This window comes from Acinetobacter sp. BEC1-S18-ESBL-01, assembly GCF_014169935.1.
GTDB classification, from domain to species: Bacteria; Pseudomonadota; Gammaproteobacteria; order Pseudomonadales; family Moraxellaceae; genus Acinetobacter; species Acinetobacter pittii.
Genome location: NZ_AP022302.1, coordinates 457073 through 474582, shown reverse-complemented (window position 1 = coordinate 474582; position 17510 = coordinate 457073). Strand labels below are relative to the sequence as shown.

Annotated in this window: 17 protein-coding genes and 1 tRNA gene; 5 read left to right on the top strand and 13 right to left on the bottom strand. The window is 39.6% G+C overall.

Features of this window, described 5'->3' with window-relative positions; genetic code table 11:
• Positions 1–6: 6 nt before the first annotated feature.
• A tRNA-Ser gene (locus H7R46_RS02310) sits at positions 7–97 on the bottom strand.
• A 261-nt stretch (positions 98–358) separates the two neighbouring features.
• Here H7R46_RS02310 and rnr point away from each other — a divergent pair.
• The 4 genes from rnr to H7R46_RS02290 all read left to right on the top strand — a co-directional run bounded on the left by rnr (position 359) and on the right by H7R46_RS02290 (position 5659).
• On the top strand, positions 359–2776 hold the full coding sequence (gene rnr, locus H7R46_RS02305) for a ribonuclease R (RefSeq protein WP_005067299.1): 2418 nt from the start codon (positions 359–361) through the stop codon (positions 2774–2776).
• A 135-nt stretch (positions 2777–2911) separates the two neighbouring features.
• Positions 2912–4966 (top strand): M3 family metallopeptidase, encoded by a 2055-nt coding sequence (locus H7R46_RS02300; protein ID WP_025469785.1) that lies wholly within the window; start codon positions 2912–2914, stop codon positions 4964–4966.
• Positions 4967–5006: 40 nt separating this feature from the next.
• Positions 5007–5216 carry a YheV family putative zinc ribbon protein gene (locus H7R46_RS02295; protein WP_005067296.1) on the top strand — a complete coding sequence of 70 codons (210 nt, stop codon included), beginning with the start codon at positions 5007–5009 and terminating at the stop codon, positions 5214–5216.
• A gap of 11 nt (positions 5217–5227) precedes the next feature.
• Entirely contained in the window at positions 5228–5659 is a 432-nt protein-coding gene (locus tag H7R46_RS02290) for a hypothetical protein (RefSeq protein WP_005067294.1), read from the top strand.
• Positions 5660–5822: 163 nt separating this feature from the next.
• On the opposite strand, the gene H7R46_RS02285 is transcribed toward H7R46_RS02290, so the two are convergent.
• The 5 genes from H7R46_RS02285 to H7R46_RS02265 form a co-directional block, all read right to left on the bottom strand.
• Positions 5823–8018 (bottom strand): TRAP transporter large permease subunit, encoded by a 2196-nt coding sequence (locus H7R46_RS02285; RefSeq protein WP_005067292.1) that lies wholly within the window; start codon positions 8016–8018, stop codon positions 5823–5825.
• Positions 8019–8199: 181 nt separating this feature from the next.
• Entirely contained in the window at positions 8200–8775 is a 576-nt protein-coding gene (rrtA, locus tag H7R46_RS02280; RefSeq protein ID WP_005067290.1) for a rhombosortase, read from the bottom strand.
• A gap of 83 nt (positions 8776–8858) precedes the next feature.
• The gene (locus H7R46_RS02275; protein ID WP_005067288.1) at positions 8859–9947 is read right to left on the bottom strand and encodes a hypothetical protein; all 1089 of its coding nucleotides are present in this window, start codon (positions 9945–9947) and stop codon (positions 8859–8861) included.
• A gap of 770 nt (positions 9948–10717) precedes the next feature.
• Entirely contained in the window at positions 10718–11107 is a 390-nt protein-coding gene (locus H7R46_RS02270) for a hypothetical protein (RefSeq protein ID WP_005067287.1), read from the bottom strand.
• A gap of 6 nt (positions 11108–11113) precedes the next feature.
• Positions 11114–11371, bottom strand: a complete 258-nt coding sequence (locus H7R46_RS02265) for a succinate dehydrogenase assembly factor 2 (protein WP_002117064.1) — start codon at positions 11369–11371, stop codon at positions 11114–11116.
• A gap of 188 nt (positions 11372–11559) precedes the next feature.
• On the opposite strand from H7R46_RS02265, the gene H7R46_RS02260 reads away from it, so the two are divergent.
• Positions 11560–12732, top strand: a complete 1173-nt coding sequence (locus tag H7R46_RS02260) for an acyl-CoA dehydrogenase family protein (protein ID WP_005067286.1) — start codon at positions 11560–11562, stop codon at positions 12730–12732.
• 50 nt (positions 12733–12782) lie between these two features.
• On the opposite strand, the gene H7R46_RS02255 is transcribed toward H7R46_RS02260, so the two are convergent.
• The 7 genes from H7R46_RS02255 to rpmJ all read right to left on the bottom strand — a co-directional run bounded on the left by H7R46_RS02255 (position 12783) and on the right by rpmJ (position 17500).
• Entirely contained in the window at positions 12783–14273 is a 1491-nt protein-coding gene (locus H7R46_RS02255; RefSeq protein WP_005067285.1) for a flavin-containing monooxygenase, read from the bottom strand.
• 181 nt (positions 14274–14454) lie between these two features.
• On the bottom strand, positions 14455–14832 hold the full coding sequence (gene rplQ, locus H7R46_RS02250; RefSeq protein ID WP_002049717.1) for a 50S ribosomal protein L17: 378 nt from the start codon (positions 14830–14832) through the stop codon (positions 14455–14457).
• Between the two features lie 18 nt (positions 14833–14850).
• Positions 14851–15858 (bottom strand): DNA-directed RNA polymerase subunit alpha, encoded by a 1008-nt coding sequence (locus H7R46_RS02245; RefSeq protein ID WP_002116730.1) that lies wholly within the window; start codon positions 15856–15858, stop codon positions 14851–14853.
• Positions 15859–15875: 17 nt separating this feature from the next.
• Positions 15876–16502 (bottom strand): 30S ribosomal protein S4, encoded by a 627-nt coding sequence (gene rpsD / locus H7R46_RS02240; RefSeq protein WP_000135204.1) that lies wholly within the window; start codon positions 16500–16502, stop codon positions 15876–15878.
• Between the two features lie 12 nt (positions 16503–16514).
• Positions 16515–16901: a 30S ribosomal protein S11 gene (gene rpsK / locus H7R46_RS02235; protein WP_001040166.1), complete on the bottom strand. Its 387-nt coding sequence runs from the start codon at positions 16899–16901 to the stop codon at positions 16515–16517.
• 19 nt (positions 16902–16920) lie between these two features.
• Positions 16921–17277, bottom strand: coding sequence for a 30S ribosomal protein S13 (gene rpsM / locus H7R46_RS02230; protein ID WP_000090816.1), 357 nt, complete (start codon positions 17275–17277; stop codon positions 16921–16923).
• Positions 17278–17383: 106 nt separating this feature from the next.
• Positions 17384–17500 (bottom strand): 50S ribosomal protein L36, encoded by a 117-nt coding sequence (gene rpmJ / locus H7R46_RS02225; RefSeq protein ID WP_000867907.1) that lies wholly within the window; start codon positions 17498–17500, stop codon positions 17384–17386.
• Between the last annotated feature and the right edge of the window lie 10 nt (positions 17501–17510).

Genomic DNA, 17510 nt, shown 5'->3' with positions numbered 1-17510 from the left:
AGTAAATGGCGGTGAGAGAGGGATTCGAACCCTCGATACCAGTAATAGGTATGCTTCCTTAGCAGGGAAGTGATTTCAGCCACTCATCCACCTCACCGGAACGAGCCGCCATAATACAAACTAAAACCCTATTGTTCAAGTCATCATAGTGAAATTTTCTTGTTTTTTAGTTCAATGAATTATTTTTTAAGCAATTTTCTCATTATTTTCGTCTTTTTCGATCAAACGCTTGTTAAGATAGATATTATTTCTTCATCAAAATACTGTAGTGCATAACACATTATTGCAAACCTAAACGTGCAGTTCGGGTCTGCATGACTTATGCTAAACTTATCTGCCAAGCGTGAAACCAAACGACATGACAAAAAACTGGGCTGACCCCGAAGCGAAAGCTGAAGCTGAACGTTATGACAATCCTATTCCAAGCCGTACTCTTATTTTAGATACATTGGAACAATTGCAGACACCGCAATCTCATGCAGAACTTGTCGATCATTTTAATATTCATGACCAAAAAAGTATTGAAGCACTCAGTCACCGCTTAAGTGCTATGGTTCGTGACGGTCAAATCATGAAAGACGGGTTTAAATTTCAGTTGGTGGCAGATCAACCGACCTATGAAGCAACTGTTTATATCAATAGTAAAGGTTTAGGCACAGCGCATATTGATGGTCAAAGTGACCTTTTACTTCCTGAACGTGAATTGCGTTTAGTCTTTAACGGTGACCGAGTTAGAGTGCGACAGACTTCAGTTGACCGTAAAGGCAAACCTTGGGGTTTTATCACAGAAGTTTTACAACATCGTGTTAAACAATTAATTGGTAAATTGTCGGTTCATGATGGCGAATATTTTATTCAGCCCAACAATCCAAATCAGCACCAGCCTATTCCTTTAGAAAAAGAACTGGTAACGCATGCTGGAGCAAATGTTGGCGATATGCTACGTGTCGCAATAGATAGTTATCCGACTCGTGAAGAATTTGCGACGGCGCATATTATTCAGTCTATGGCCGACAAAGCTGATACAGAAATTATTATTCCGCAGACTATTCTTGAGTTTGGCTTACCTTACGAATTTCCAGATCAGGTATTAAAAGAAGCTGAAAGCTTTAAAGAACCATCTGCTCAAGACCGTGAAGGCCGCATTGATTTACGAGATTTAGCATTAGTTACGATCGATGGTGAAGATGCTCGAGATTTTGATGATGCGGTTTATGCTGAAAAACGTCCAGGTGGCGGTTATCGTGTAGTTGTCGCAATTGCTGATGTTAGCCATTATGTACGCTTAGACTCAGCCCTCAATGAAGAAGCTGAGGAACGTGGTACTTCGGTATACTTCCCGCATTTCGTATTACCAATGCTACCAGAGGCATTGTCAAATGGTTTATGCTCTCTGAACCCTCATGTAGACCGCTTATGTATGGTCTGCGACTTGAAACTCTCTCGTACAGGCCGCGTAACTGGTTACGATTTTTATCCATCAGTGATGCATTCAAAAGCACGTTTGACCTATACACAGGTAGCACAATATTTTGACGGCGCAACAGATGCGATTCCAAAAGATCGTGATGTTCATAAATCTTTAAATACGCTTTTCCAGCTTTATCAGATTTTGAAAAATTTACGTGCTGATCGTCATGCAATGGAATTTGAAACCATTGAAACTTACATGACTTTTGATGAGCTAGGCGGGATTAAAGAAATTTTGCCACGTACACGTAATGAAGCACATAAACTTATTGAAGAGTGCATGTTACTTGCTAACGTTGCTGCGGCTGAATATGCATTAGAACATGATGTTCCAATGTTGTATCGCGTACATGAAGCTCCAGAGTTCTCACGTATTCAGAAAGTAAAAGACTTTGTTAAATTACTGGGTCTACCCTTCCCTGACCAACCAACTCAAGCAGACTATCAAAGAGTAATTGAAGCAACTAAAGATCGTATTGATGCTCCTAGTATTCATGCCGTCTTATTACGCTCAATGATGCAAGCTTATTATGGCGCAAAAAATGCAGGGCACTATGGTTTGGCTTATGAAGCTTATACGCATTTCACTTCGCCAATTCGTCGTTACCCAGACCTATTATTACACCGTGCCATTAAAGCTCACTTGAAACAAAAGCCTTATCCACTCTCTGGTGCTGCACTAGATGATGCAGGTGAACATTTCTCTCAAACAGAACGCCGTGCTGATGAAGCTTCTCGTAGCGTAACAACTTGGTTGAAATGTCACTACATGCAACAGCACTTAGGAGATGAGTTTATAGGTATTGTGAGTGCGGTAACCGAATTTGGTTTATTCGTGACCCTGAAAGATCTATATGTCGATGGCATGATTCATATTAGCCAACTCGGCGATGACTTCTTTATTTATGATCAAGCGAGTCAAAATCTAGTAGGACAAAATCGTGGTCAAGTCTTTGGATTAGGTGATGAAGTTAAAATTCAGGTCGCTGGTGTCAATCTGGAAGAACGTAAAATTGACTTCCAGCTCATTAAGCAAATTACCCATGCGGGTCGAGTAGTTCGTAGCCGTGCGCCGCGTACGACTAAAACAGCTGCTCAGGCTAATGAAGAGGTCTTTAGCAAACCAACCGTCAGCAGTGATGGTGAAAGACCTGTTCACAAAAAGAAAGAAAAAAGTAAGCCAAGTTCTTACACCAAAAAATCTGGTAAAAAAACCTCAGCAAAAGCCGAGACTAAATCAGAAAAGGTGAAAAAAAAATCTAAGCCTAAAAAGAAAAAGTCGAATGCAAAATCAAAGGCTGAATAGTGAGTAAATAATTATCACACTTCAGAAATAAGTCTCCAATAGGAGACTTATTTCTTTTTAAAAAGGGTTATTTTACACATTAAGCTTGATTTCCAGCCTGAGAGGACCTACATCTAATACCATGTTTAAAAAATAATGTGGCTATTAGCAATGACTTTACAGCAAGCGACTTTACCAACTCCGCGTTTTGACCAAATTGAATTAGAAAATTTAAAACAAGACATTCAACAAGCGATCCAAGCAGGTCAGGAATTTTTAAATACTCTTACGGCTGCACCTACAGATGTAACTCAGCAACTTGCCGTACTTGAGCAAGTCGATACACTTGAAAATAATCTAAGTGAATCATGGGGCGTTTTATCGCATTTAAACGCGGTAATGAGCAATGCAGAAACGAGAGAAGTCTATCAATCTTTATTACCAGCATTAAGTGAATATTACACTCAGCTTGGTCAACACACGGCGCTTTATCAAACCTATCAACACATCCATGATGGTCAAAGTTATACCTCTCTTAGCCCTGCACAGCAAAGTGCTATCCATCTAGCTTTACGTGACTTTAAACTTTCAGGTGTAGCCTTAGAGGGTGAAGAGAAAAAACGTTATGCAGAGATTTCTGCGCGTCTTTCACAGCTTTCTTCTGATTTTTCAAACCACGTACTTGATGCAACACAAGCTTACTTTAAACCACTTACCGAAGATCAGCTAAAAGGTCTTCCAGAAAGTAATATTGAGTTATTAAAACAGTACGGCAAACAACGTGAACTTGACCAAGCTGTAGCAACCCTAGATTTCCCAGCATATTTTGCAATCATGACTTATGCAGATGACCGTGCATTACGTGAAGAGCTTTATAGAGCTTATGTGACTCGCGCATCTGATCAGTCTGAACCAACTGAATTTGATAACAGCAAAATTATGGAAGAAATTTTGAGTCTTCGTCAGGAAATGGCGAAACTACTTGGTTTCAATAACTATGCTGAATATTCTCTGGCAAGTAAAATGGCACCGGACGTAAAAACAGTACATGAGTTTTTGGTTGACCTAGCAGAGCATGCGCGTGCTCCTGCGCTTCAAGAAGTTGCCGAACTTCAAGAAATTGCTAAACAAGATGGTGTTGATGAGCTTAAACCTTGGGATACAACTTACTATTCTGAAAAACTTAAACAACAACAATTCAACTTATCTCAAGAAGCATTAAAACCTTATTTCCCTGCACCTAAAGTTATTCAGGGATTATTCCAGATTGTGCAGCGTCTATACGGCATTAACATTATTGAAAGACAAGCACCTGTCTGGCACCCAGATGCACGTTATTTTGAATTAGAAGACCAAGGTCAAGTGATTGGTGGCTTCTTCTTTGACATCTATGCACGTACAGGCAAACGTGGTGGCGCATGGATGAATGGCTTCCGCTCGCGCATGCAAACACTTCATGGCTTACAAAAACCAATTTGCTATATGGTGTGTAACTTTACTCCTCCAGTAGGTGACCAACCTGCTTTATTGACTCATGACGAAGTGATTACTTTGTTCCATGAGTTCGGACATGGTTTACATCATATGTTGACCGAAGTAGATAATATCTCGGTTGCAGGAACTCATGGTGTTGCTTGGGATGCAGTAGAATTACCAAGCCAGTTTATGGAATTCTGGTCATGGGATAAAGAAAGCCTAGATGTATTAAGTGAACACATCGATAGTAAACAGACTTTGCCACAAGAATTACTAGATGCTTTATTAAATGCTCGATTCTTCCAATCTGGTATGCAAACTTTACGTCAGCTTGAATTTGCATTATTTGACTTGACCATTCACACCAAAACGCCAGCCCTTAACAGTGAGCAAATTCAGCAAACCTTAGACGATATTCGTAAGCAATATGCGGTCGTTCCTACTGTCGACTACAACCGTTTCCAACATAGTTTTAGTCATATTTTTGCTGGCGGTTATGCCGCAGGTTATTACTCTTACAAATGGGCAGAAGTCTTAGCGAGCGATGCATTTGATCGTTTTGAAAATGAAGGCATTTTTAACACTCAAACGGGTAAAGAATTCCGTCAGGCAATTCTAGCTGTGGGTGGAAAAGACACTGCGCTTGAGGCATTTGTGAATTTCCGTGGACGCGAGCCTAAAATTGACGCATTGTTACGTCATCAAGGTTGGACGAATGACAACAAAACCGCTTAAACTATGGGCCTAAATTGATCGTGTGGTTAGGGTGATAAAGATGAAAAAACGTTTCATTGCTGGGGCAAAATGTCCAAAATGTGAAGCCATAGATCGGATTATCATGCTAACCACCGCAGAAGACGAATGGATTGAATGTATCGAATGCGGTTATAGCGAAAATCGTCCGACTCATGTTGATGAGCCTGAAACACCTGCTGAACCGGATGAAATTGGGGTAATACAGTTCAAGCCACGTCGTCCCGACTAAAGGTCTTAAACATGCCACTACAAAGAAAACAAAACTCAAAATTATTATGGATTTTAATTGGGGGCTTAAGCATTCTCGTAGTGCTTTTTTTTGCAGCGCAATGGTTTTTTAAAAAAACCGAGTCGTCAGCACCACTGGTTGATCCACAACCTGTCTCGACTCCTGCTCCTGCTAAACCGAAACCAGCTGAGCCATTACCAAGTTCTGAACCCTTAGCTGAAAATGCAAGCTCTCAGCAACTTGTCAGTGAAAATGTGCTTAAAGAGCCTGTCCCAGCACAAGAGTCTTTAGCAAAAGAAGAAGTATCTAAACTTGAAGATATTCATCGGCAGCTAAAAGATCAGGAAGCCACCTTAAAAGCTCAGCATGCAGATGCGGATCAACTAACTAAACTCAAAGAAGAACAAGTTAAATTGCTTGAAGCTCAGCTTAAACAGCAATAGTTTTTCAATGAACTCTTAAAAAAAGCTAAAGCTGTACATCTTTAGCTTTTTTAGCCGGATTTAAATAATTCTAATCATCTTGTTCTAAATTTACTCAATCTACTTATTAAAAAAGCCCTCCATTTAGGAAGGCTTTTTTGTATAACCAATACTTTGATTTAAGTTATTTATACCAATCGAATAACTTAAATACATATGGCACATAAGTCACTAATACCAATGATGAGAACAAGACAATAATTGGTAGCAACCAGCGCTCATAACGGAAGTAGAAGCTTGTATATTTCTCTTTCGCTTCAGCATCAGCAGCATTCACTTCATCATCTCCGACGGACAACCGCGTAAGTAGATGGTTCAAGGCAACTGGTGGTGTTACGTAACCAAATTCGAATGCAACCAACACAATCATCCAGAAATGAATTGGATGGATACCATTTTCGTATGCTACAGGTGCAATAGTTGCAGCAACTAAAATTACAGCACCAAATGGATCTGTACACATACCAATAATGGCAAGTAATAGCGCAATACATGCAAGTGAAATGTAAATACTGCCCAAATGAGTCGGTAATAATTCGACCACTTCAGAGCGTTCAATTAAACCACCTACACTTGCAGACAATGCCATCAAGATAATTAAAGCACCGATATGACCTACAGTTTCTGAGGTCGCAAATCGAAGTGCTCCACCAAAACCAAGACGGTATTGAGAGCTATGCGGATCATGTGCACGCAAGAATGGTGATTTTTGTTCGTGTTCACGAACAATCGCTTCATGAATATTGATTGCAGGCGCTTCTTTGGTCGCAACCAATTTGTCGTACAAGATCATTGCGATCAGAACTAATGGCAAAATTACTGGTGCAGTAAACTCGTTCATTCCTGTATCTAATGCATATTTATAGATCGCAAGAACAACAGCAGTGATCAGAATGTATGGAATTACAGGTACAAAGGCACGCATCATGCCCGGAATCGCAACTTTTGGTGAATTCACACGGAATTTTTCTTCAGCTAAAAGTAGTGAAACACCCAAGAAAATAAATGCAGTTAACCAAAATACATAAATACCATGCCCAAATAGCTCATCCGACGTAACATGACGGCTATCAAGCATTGCAATTAAAACGACCAGTAGACATGGACGTACAACTACCCCTAAAGAACCTGACATTGCAGACACAGCCAAAGCATATTGACGGCGAGCACCCGCATTCCAGACTTCTTTATAAATAATTGCACCTGCTGCGATAACGAAAATACCTGATGCACCTGTATAAGCTGTTGGTACAGCAGCAGCAATTAGAATTAACCAAGTTAAGGTTTCTGGTGCCAAGTTCCATGGACGAAGCACATTAAGGAACAAGTCCATAACGCGTGTTTGAGTTAAAAGCATACCTGCCCAAATAAACAAGGCAAGGTTTAAGAAGATACCCGAGAACTCAACCAATAAACCAAGGTAAATACCTTGCCCCATTGGGTAATCCATAAAGAACGTAAATACGATGCCTGTAATTAACGCCATGTAAGCATATAGAGGCACCGATAGTAAGGCTAAACCTATATTACCGCCTTCACGTTTTGGTGGAGGTGAAACAAATAATTGATACAAACTAATTAAAGTCAGAACAACAAATAGAATCATCCACATCCAGTAAATCGTTACTGTTTCATAGGTAGGTGTTACCCCAGAATTTATGACGGAACGATACTGACTAATGACAGAGGTACTAAGTAGTGCATTACCAATCAACATAAACAGGGAATATACTTTGTAATCTATTTTTGTTGCCGGATTACGCAAACCAATATGGTGATATTTCAACGATGCAGTAATCGCAGAAATCAAAACCATAAAGACCAGTAAAATGGCACGGTTCTCTGTACCAAATTTAAAAATACCGAAGAAACCTGTCTCGATAGCACGGTAAGTACGTACCCCTGGGTTAGCTTCGATATATTTAATAGTTTTATCATACGCCTGATATTTTTCATCACATTGTTGCTTTGCTGCGAGTAGTGATGCACGGACATCACTTTCCGATGCTGCACCAAAGAAACTCGCGAAATCATCAGACGCGTTCGCTTTCATTTGTTCTTTTACTTGAGCCTCGATATTTGGATGTCGATCACAAGTTGGCTTTTCAGGCTCAGCACGCAAAAAAGAATATTGCATACCTGTAGCAGGGTCGCCATAAAGACGTTCCCCGATACGTAATAATTGTCCGTGGATCATTTCCCCGGTACCAATAATTAGCGTCATTAATAGCAGAATGAGGATGACGAATGTTGAGATCCATTCGTTCCAGATATAACCCAGCAGACCTAATCCAGATCTTTTTTCTTGATGTTCTTGCATAAATATTCCAATTTTGTTCTCTCAAATCCCTAAAAAAAATAAGGACTTGAGTCATGCAATTTTTCTTGGTCAGGGGTTAAATCCATCCCCCTTCTACCAATCCCTTTATTCAACGATCAAATTTGCATCAAACTTTGTTAATAAAGAATGACTAAAATCTCTTTTTTAACAGTTTGTATTGTCAATGTTTCTTTTTTAATCTCTGGAAAATCCAATAACATCCTCCAAAGATTGCTCCACCAATTGCCCCATATAGATGAGCTTCAGTTAAAACTGGACTCCCTATTAGTTGAGCAGTTCCTGTTTGTCCAAAAGTGTTTTCCCATATGAGTTTGGCAATAATTAACCCTAAAACCAGCAAAGCAAAATTTCGCTCTTTACGATATTGCAGATAGACCAAAGCAACCGCTGTATATAGTCCATGTAAGACACCAGACAGACCTGCGTAAGCTTCGATATAAGGTAAATAAAAGTAGAACACCAAACTAATAAAGGGTGGCAACAGCAAAAGTAGACTTAGAAGATGCCATGCTTTTGTATGTGGAAAAATAAAGGGTAAACAAGCGAATGCCATCATATTTAAAAGGAAATGAACCCATCCAACATGTACCCAATGTGCAGTCCACAAACGCCAGAATTCGCCAAGTAAACTTTCGCGCCAATAAATAAAAGTATCAGGAAACACCTGTAGACATGCAGATATGGAAATGCACACTGCGACCAAAAGCACTTTACTATTCAGTACATGATCCTTCATGGCACACTCCTTGAAATTAAACTTCTTACAATTATTGTAGAACTTAACAATAGACTCGCAAGAAGTTAGTCTTTCAAATATTCTTACTGCGCTGCTGGTGGAGCAGATGAATCCGCAGGAACCTCTGAAGCGGCGCCCCCATCAAACAACTCATCTAGCTCTGCTGCACCTTCATTTTTATCATCCCAGAAATGAGACATACCATCATCTCCGGTACGTACACCAGTATGCTCAGTCCAGTAACGGTCAGAGATACCACGTACAATAAGACCAGCCATACTATCGATTAACTTAAAGTTCGGATTGACAGGTTTGTCATCAGCTTGTGATGCTGCATAGGTTCTTAATGCATCACGGATTTTTGCATCATCGCCGCTTGCTTGAGCAGCTACAGCATATAAGGCATGAGATAGGCGAACACCTTTTTTCTCACCAATCTGAATTGACTGTTTTAAAGTTTGGTACGGATCAGGTTTCCCTTCATCAGCACCTGGCAATAAAGTCCAGATAACAGCACGCGTTGCATTAGGTGCGCCCCAGAATTTTTCATTATCTAGACAAACCATGCCACGCTCTACAATAGCAGCGATATCTTTAGGAACATTGACTGCACCGCCTGAGTTAATATCGTTGGTCACAGCCTGAAGACCACTGATCATGCCAAGTAAATAAACAGTTTGATCAGTATCATTACGCATCGTTGGGCAAGAGTCACCTAAGTGATATTTATATTTAGATTCCCAACGATCAGCAAATAACTTATAGCCTGTATACTGACGTTCAGCTGCAATTGCTGCCCAACGCTTCTGTGCAATACGTGCATCTTGGGCTTCTGTCACTTGACCTGCTTTTGAAGCACGTAAATAACGCAGTTCTTGTTCTAAAGCTTGATTTTCCGCACATACACCTGATGCTGCATACATTAATACTGCAACACGTGTCGGATCTGCACCCATCCCTTTGGTAGACATGATTGCAGGCGTTAACGCACTACCGGTATTACATACCATTTCAGCATCTTGCATTGCCAAAATAGGTGGAACGACGTGCTTTTCCGTAAAACCTAGAGCAACATTTGCTCCGGTTTTCACGACGTATGAACAACCTGATAAAACTGAAGCTGCAAGAAAACTCACCGCCAAACCTTGGCTTATTTTTTGGACTTTAGACATCTTCCTGTCCTCTATGTAATTTGTTTTTTCCTTTTCAGATGTACATTAGCAGATGCATATCTTGAATAAAAGAGTAATTACTCTAATTGTAGCGCTTATACTTTGACACACTTCACAGCAGATAAAATTGACAGTTTTTCGAGGAAACAGAAATTTTAGGCAAAAAAAAGTAGCATTGCGACGGTTCAGCACATGCTACTTATTAACTGGGATAAGCTTTTAACGGCTTATATTATTTTTGTTCTATATAATCCTTAAGTAAAGTTCCTGCTCTTCCTACTACTACAGCCATAACAACTGCAATTAACAGAAACATCCACATTGAAATCTCCATGAGAGACCTCCTTACTACAATCGCACCCAGTTATAAACTGGACACTTGATGAAATTAATCGATTAACCAACTTTAATAATTGACTAATCGACGACCTTGCATCCTCTGTCTCTTAACCTTGTTAAAACTAACTTTGTTAAGATGTTCCCTGAGTAAAGTTCCTGCTCTTCCTATCACCACTGCCAGAATTATGGCAATGACCAAGAACGACCATGTTGGCATCTCCATTTTGAGACCTCCGACACACTTTACGTTGGTGTTTGTACTTTAACCGATCAAATAGCTACCCATAGGTGAAATTGTCAGACAATTGTCTTTCCTTGGCTTTTTTCTATATTTTAATTAGACAATCCAAAGTTTAATGAAGAAAAAAATTATTAAGTTTTTGTTTTTTATAATTTTTAAATAAATATACAATTGTAGAATTGTCTAACAATTAATAGAGTTTTTCTAAAACTTTTAATCTTTTCCACTGCTGAATAGGAAGCTGATCGAACCAAACAATAGCTATGTTCGTAGGAGTTTCTTCAAGATAAATAACCACAAATAACTGATAATCAATTATTTTAGTAATTTCCCCACGGTAAATTTCTTTTTTCGAAAAATATGCAACCGACCATAATTTTTGATCTAAATATTCAATTTGAGATATTTGAGCTTGCTTTAGAAAGAAAATAAAACCAATAAATAGAAGAATGACAGCACATAGCCACCATATCGGCGTTAATAATTGATAAAGCAGGATTGCTAAACCTAAACCAACAAAAAGCTGAAATATTACCGAGACACGGCTATATTTCAGCTCAAAATTTAATTCTTTTATCAAAACAGTTTAGCCATGTACATACTGTTTTAGTTTATAAATAAATTCACGTAACTCAGTACGTGGAGGTTCAGAAACTTCCATGAACCAATCTAATAAATCCGGATCTTCTTGATCGACTAACTCTGCAAATAATGCTTTTTCTGCTGGATCAGCTTTTAAATAATAGTTTTTTACATACGGGTCAAAATAGACGTCAATTTCTTTTAAGCCGCGGCGTGCTCGATAAATTACTTTACGTTCTTCCAAGGTCATTTCGTCAGACATTTACGTCCCCATCTGTGTTGATAGTGCGCCTAGTTTACCTGATCACATCCTAAAGATCGCTAAAAATATCAAATTGACCAAATTTATCATCTTATCCGCATAATTGAGCATTCATCACATTGTTAGGCATGAAATGCTTACGTATGTTTAGGGCATAACATCACACCTGAACCAAGGAAGAAATACAAATGCAATCTGGTGCCATCCGTCCTATTCCAAATATGTTACCAAGACAATTATTCAATGAAGAACACGAAGCCTTCCGTGAGACAGTGCGTAAATTCTATGAAAAGGAAGTCGTTCCCAATATAGAGAAATATGAAAAACAGCAACATGTTGACCGAGATCTTTGGAATAAAGCTGGAGAACTAGGTCTTCTTTGCACCACAATGCCAGAGGAATATGGTGGCTCTGGGGTAGATCGCCTATACAGTATGATTCTTATTGAAGAACAAGCGTATGCGATGGACTCAAGTACAGGTTTTTCTCTACATTCCGATATTGTTGCTAATTACGTTAATAATTTTGGTAATGAAGAGCAAAAACAAAAATGGTTACCCAAAATGGCAACTGGAGAAGTTGTTACTGCTATTGCAATGACGGAACCAGGCACTGGTTCAGATTTACAAGCGGTAAGAACCACCGCCGTACTTGAGGGTGATGAATATGTCATTAATGGTTCCAAAATTTTTATTACGAATGGCTACTTATGCGATATGGCCGTAGTCGTTTGTAAGACTGGCAATAGTGATAAAGGTTCGGCGAACTTATCCTTAATTATTGTAGAAGCAAATCGTGCTGGTTTTAGTAAAGGTAAACCTCTAAACAAAATTGGTATGAAAGGCCAAGATACCTGCGAATTATTCTTTGATAATGTTCGCGTTCCTAAAGAAAATCTTTTAGGCATGGAAGGTATGGGCTTTATCATGCTCATGAAAGAATTAGCATGGGAACGAATTTTAGTTGCTATCATTTGTCAGGCCGGTGCTGAAGCAGCATTTGCACATACCGTTCAATATACAAAAGATCGAAAAGCATTTGGTAAACCTATTGGCGCATTTCAGAATACACGCTTTAAACTTGCCGAACTCAGAACAGAAATAGATTTCTGCCGGACATATTTAGATCGTTGTATGGAATTACAACTTGAAGAAAAGTTGAGTGTAGAAGCTGCAGCAGCTGCTAAATATAAAATTTCTGATATGTTCTCAAAGATTGTAGATGAATGTCTTCAATTACATGGCGGTTATGGCTATATGCTTGAATATCCAATTGCACGTGCATACATTGATCATCGAGCAAATCGAATTTATGCAGGTACAAATGAAATCATGAAAGAATTAATTTCAAGAACACTTTAATACCTTAAATAAAAAAGGGGCATTACGCCCCTTTTCTTATTTCATACGAATTAAGATACTAATTTTGGTTTACGCTCATTTGCTTCAGAACGCTTATGAAAATGAAGAATGCCATCTTCAAATTTTGCATTTTTCAAAGACTTTCTATCTTCTAAATAGTTATTAGTCACCTGCCATGGAGCACGCTTACCTTGTTTAGGAAGTTCATGTGCCGCACGGTTAATGTAACCTGAAGATAATTTACCCATTACAGTATCTTCTTCCATCACAGTCTTATCACCCGATGGAATCACTTCATCATAACTATTTTTGTCCATATAGTTTAATAAGCGACAAATATATTCGGCAGCGATATCTACTTTGAGTGTCCATGAGGCATTCACATAGCCAATAATCATAGCCATATTCGGCACATCACTTAGCATGATGCCGTTATAAAGCATATGTTCAGATGAGTTGATTGGCTTCCCATCAAGAGTCGCCTGAACTCCACCCATAATCTGAACTTGTAGTCCTGTTGCAGAAACAACGATATCAGCATCAAGATGTTTGCCAGATTTAAGTAAAATACCTTTTTCAGTAAATTTCTCGATCTGATCAGTTTCTACACTTGCTTTGCCTTCACGTAAAATTTTAAATAAGTCCCCATCTGGCACTACACATAAACGCTGATCCCAAGGGTTGTATGAAGGCGTAAAATGCTTCATATCAACCTTACCTTTAAGCTGCACTTCAATTGCTTTTAAAAGTAAACGACGTACAGTTTTAGGATGTTTCTGAGACAACGCATAAATAGCGCGCTGCATACCGATGTTACGTGCGCGGGTAAATTTATAAGCTGCCTCTTCAGACATAAATTTACGCGTTTTTTCATAGATGAAATCGATAGAAGGAACGCTAGCAATATACGTTGGTGAACGTTGCAACATGGTCACATGACCTGCCCCACCTTTAGCCATTGCTGGTACTAAAGTAATCGCTGTTGCACCACTACCAATAATAACCACCTTTTTACCTGCGTAATCTAAGTTTTCAGGCCAATGCTGTGGGTGAATGAGTTGCCCTTTAAATGCTTCTTGATTTGGGAAAGAAGGTGCATAACCCTGATCATAATTATAGTAACCTGTACAACCGACCACAAAGTTAGCAATCCAAGTCTGGTGTTTTTTATTGCTATCTTCGACTACAACCTGCCATTTTTTTGAAGCCGAATCATAATTAGCAGAAAGTACGCGATGACCAAAATGAATTTTTTCTTTTAATTTAAATTCATTAATTACTTCACCTAAATATCCTTTAATAGAAGCACCATCAGCTAATACATTCGCTTTACACCATGGTTTAAAGTTAAAACCAAAGGTAGACATATCTGAATCTGAACGGATACCAGGATAACGGAAAAGATCCCATGTTCCACCAAAAGACTCACGACGTTCTAAAATCTCGAATTGTCGTTGTGGTGAATTTTTTGACAAATGGGCAGCGATTCCGATTCCTGAAATACCTGCGCCAATGATTAAAATATCAACTTGCTTTTCCATTTTATTTTTATACCCATTGTTGAGAATATAAGTTTATTAAAACACAATTTTGACAATACACAATGTCAAGTTTGACCGTTTATCTACTTTTTTATGTCACTTGAGGACATTTTTATAATTTATTTTTTGACTAGAAATAAAAAAGACCGGTATAAAACCGGTCTTTTTTGAATAAAATCAATTATTCAGCTGAAGTGTTTACTTCACGATCTACAAGCTCAACGTAAGCCATCGGTGCTGCATCACCAGCACGGAAGCCCGCTTTAAGAACACGTAGATAACCGCCGTTACGTTCTTTGTAACGAGGGCCGAGTACGGTAAATAATTTACCAACAGTTGCAGCATTACGAGTACGAGCAAATGCTAAACGACGATTTGCTACAGTATCGTTTTTTGCTAGAGTGATTAAAGGCTCAGCAACACGACGTAATTCTTTAGCTTTAGGCACAGTTGTTTTGATCAACTCGTGTTCAAATAAAGAATTAGCCAAGTTTTGGAACATCGCTTTACGATGGCTGCTTGTACGGCCTAATTTCACACCACTATTACGATGACGCATGGTGATAGTCCTACTTAATTAACGGCTACGATAGGCAAAACGGTCGTCCATACGAAGACTAGCTGGTGGCCAGTTTTCAAGACGCATACCGAGTTGTAAGCCTTTCGATGCCAAAACATCTTTGATCTCTGTTAACGATTTTTTACCAAGGTTAGGAGTTTTTAATAACTCAACTTCAGTACGTTGAACAAGATCACCAATGTAGTAAATATTTTCTGCTTTCAAACAGTTAGCAGAACGAACAGTAAGCTCTAGATCATCTACTGGGCGAAGCAAGATTGGGTCAACTTCTTCACGAGGCTCTTGAGCAACTGGAGTTTGGTCTTTCTGAAGATCAACAAAAATTGCAATTTGTTGTTGCAAGATTGTTGCCGCTTTACGGATTGCTTCTTCAGGATCAACCGTTCCATTTGTTTCGAGGTCGATTACCAGTTTATCTAAATCGGTACGTTGTTCTACACGCGCATTTTCAACGGTGTAAGAAACACGCTTAATCGGGCTATAAGAAGCATCTAATTGCAAACGACCAACCGGACGTGTTTCACCTTCAGGGAAACGAGAATCAGATGTTTCATAACCACGACCTTGAGCAACTTTCAAGCGCATTTTTAATGAGCCTGAAGCACTTAAAGTACCGATTAAATGTTCTGGGTTAACCACTTCAACATTATGAGGTAAACGAAGGTCAGCAGCAGTAATATCGCCAGGACCTTGTTTTTCTAATGTTAAATATGCTTCATTTTGATCGAACAGCTTAATAGACAATCCTTTTAGGTTCAGCAAGAGCTCGACGATGTCCTGCTGCAAGCCTTCTAAAGTACTGTACTCGTGCTCGACACCTTCTATTTCTACTTCAACCACAGCAGCGCCAGGTAAAGAAGACAATAGAATGCGACGTAAAGCATTACCTAGAGTGTGGCCAAAACCACGCTCTAAAGGTTCTAGAATCACTTTTGCCGAGGTCCCGCTTACCGCTTCGACCTTGATCGCTTGCGGAGTTAGAAACTCGTTTGCAGTACGCGTCATTATTGCTACCTCAAGGATTATTTAGAATACAATTCTACAATCAAGCTTTCGTTGATTTCAGCAGGTAAATCAGAACGATCTGGTGCAGCTTTAAACGTACCTTCAAGCTTAGAATGATCAACTTCGATCCAAGCTGGAATACCACGTTGTGCAGCTAACTCAATCGCGTTTTTAATACGCAATTGTTGTTTAGCACCTTCGTGAACCGCAATTACATCACCAGCTTTAACTTGAATAGATGCGATGTTTACACGACGACCATTCAAAGTAATGCTACGGTGACTTACTAACTGACGAGCTTCTGCACGTGTAGAACCAAAACCCATGCGATAAACAACGTTATCAAGACGGCTTTCAAGCAATTTCAACAAGTTCTCACCTGTTGCGCCTTTAACACGAGCTGCTTCTTTATAGTAGTTACTAAATTGACGTTCTAACACACCGTAAATACGACGGACTTTTTGTTTTTCACGTAATTGTAGTGAATACTCAGATTGCTTACCACCGCGTGCCTGACCATGTTGACCAGGTGCTTTGTTAGCTTTTTTAGTTTTGACGTCAAATGGTTTAACGCCAGATTTAAGTTGCAGGTCTGTCCCTTCGCGGCGAGAGAGTTTGCATTTTGGACCAATATAACGAGCCATGAATGTTTCTCCTTACACGCGACGTTTTTTAGGTGGACGGCAACCGTTGTGAGGAATTGGAGTCACATCGGTAATGCTGTTAATCTTATAACCCACTGCGCCTAATGCACGAACCGCAGACTCACGACCTGGACCAGGACCTTTTACAAGGACGTCCAGATTTTTCAAACCGTAATCTAAAGCTGCTTTACCAGCAACTTCAGCAGCTACCTGAGCAGCAAACGGAGTTGATTTACGTGAACCACGGAAGCCTTGTCCACCTGAGGTGGCCCAAGCCAATGCATTACCTTGACGATCAGTAATCGTAACAATGGTGTTATTAAAAGACGCGTGAATGTGTGCAACACCTTCAGAGACGGTACGAGTGACCTTCTTGCGTGTGCGAGTATCTTTAGCCATCTTTTAGCTTCCAGAAATCTTACTTTTTAATCGGTTTGCGCGGACCTTTACGGGTACGTGCGTTAGTTTTGGTGCGTTGACCACGGACAGGCAAGCTGCGACGATGGCGAAGGCCGCGGTAGCAACCCAAATCCATTAAACGTTTAATGTTCATGGAAATTTCGCGACGTAAGTCACCTTCGGTAGGAACCTTAGCAACTTCTGCACGAATCGCATCAAGCTGAGCATCGTCCAACTCACGGATCTTAGTAGTTTCAGTAATACCAACTGTAGCTAAGATATTCTTAGCAGTGTGGCGACCGATACCAAAGATGTAAGTGAGGGAGATAACAGCATGCTTGTTATCCGGAATGTTTACACCGGCAATACGAGCCATTCACTTTCTCCAAAAAGGCAGTAGAGATAATCAACCGCCCCACAAAAATCTTGAGGGGCGGATATTAACCCAATTCGCCTACTGAAATCAACAGGTCTTGATTAGATTAACCTTGACGCTGCTTATGACGAGGTTCTGCGCTACAAATTACGCGAATAACCCCATTACGACGGATAACTTTACAGCTACCACAAATTTTCTTTACAGAAGCTTGTACTTTCATGATGAAACCT

Coding starts and splice junctions, on each gene's coding strand:
- rnr (WP_005067299.1), top strand. CDS start 359: ATGACAAAAAACTGGGCTGACCCCGAAGCGAAAGCTGAAGCTGAACGT.
- H7R46_RS02300 (WP_025469785.1), top strand. CDS start 2,912: ATGTGGCTATTAGCAATGACTTTACAGCAAGCGACTTTACCAACTCCG.
- H7R46_RS02295 (WP_005067296.1), top strand. CDS start 5,007: ATGAAAAAACGTTTCATTGCTGGGGCAAAATGTCCAAAATGTGAAGCC.
- H7R46_RS02290 (WP_005067294.1), top strand. CDS start 5,228: ATGCCACTACAAAGAAAACAAAACTCAAAATTATTATGGATTTTAATT.
- H7R46_RS02285 (WP_005067292.1), bottom strand. CDS start 8,018: ATGCAAGAACATCAAGAAAAAAGATCTGGATTAGGTCTGCTGGGTTAT.
- rrtA (WP_005067290.1), bottom strand. CDS start 8,775: ATGAAGGATCATGTACTGAATAGTAAAGTGCTTTTGGTCGCAGTGTGC.
- H7R46_RS02275 (WP_005067288.1), bottom strand. CDS start 9,947: ATGTCTAAAGTCCAAAAAATAAGCCAAGGTTTGGCGGTGAGTTTTCTT.
- H7R46_RS02265 (WP_002117064.1), bottom strand. CDS start 11,371: ATGTCTGACGAAATGACCTTGGAAGAACGTAAAGTAATTTATCGAGCA.
- H7R46_RS02260 (WP_005067286.1), top strand. CDS start 11,560: ATGCAATCTGGTGCCATCCGTCCTATTCCAAATATGTTACCAAGACAA.
- H7R46_RS02255 (WP_005067285.1), bottom strand. CDS start 14,273: ATGGAAAAGCAAGTTGATATTTTAATCATTGGCGCAGGTATTTCAGGA.
- rplQ (WP_002049717.1), bottom strand. CDS start 14,832: ATGCGTCATCGTAATAGTGGTGTGAAATTAGGCCGTACAAGCAGCCAT.
- H7R46_RS02245 (WP_002116730.1), bottom strand. CDS start 15,858: ATGACGCGTACTGCAAACGAGTTTCTAACTCCGCAAGCGATCAAGGTC.
- rpsD (WP_000135204.1), bottom strand. CDS start 16,502: ATGGCTCGTTATATTGGTCCAAAATGCAAACTCTCTCGCCGCGAAGGG.
- rpsK (WP_001040166.1), bottom strand. CDS start 16,901: ATGGCTAAAGATACTCGCACACGCAAGAAGGTCACTCGTACCGTCTCT.
- rpsM (WP_000090816.1), bottom strand. CDS start 17,277: ATGGCTCGTATTGCCGGTGTAAACATTCCGGATAACAAGCATGCTGTT.
- rpmJ (WP_000867907.1), bottom strand. CDS start 17,500: ATGAAAGTACAAGCTTCTGTAAAGAAAATTTGTGGTAGCTGTAAAGTT.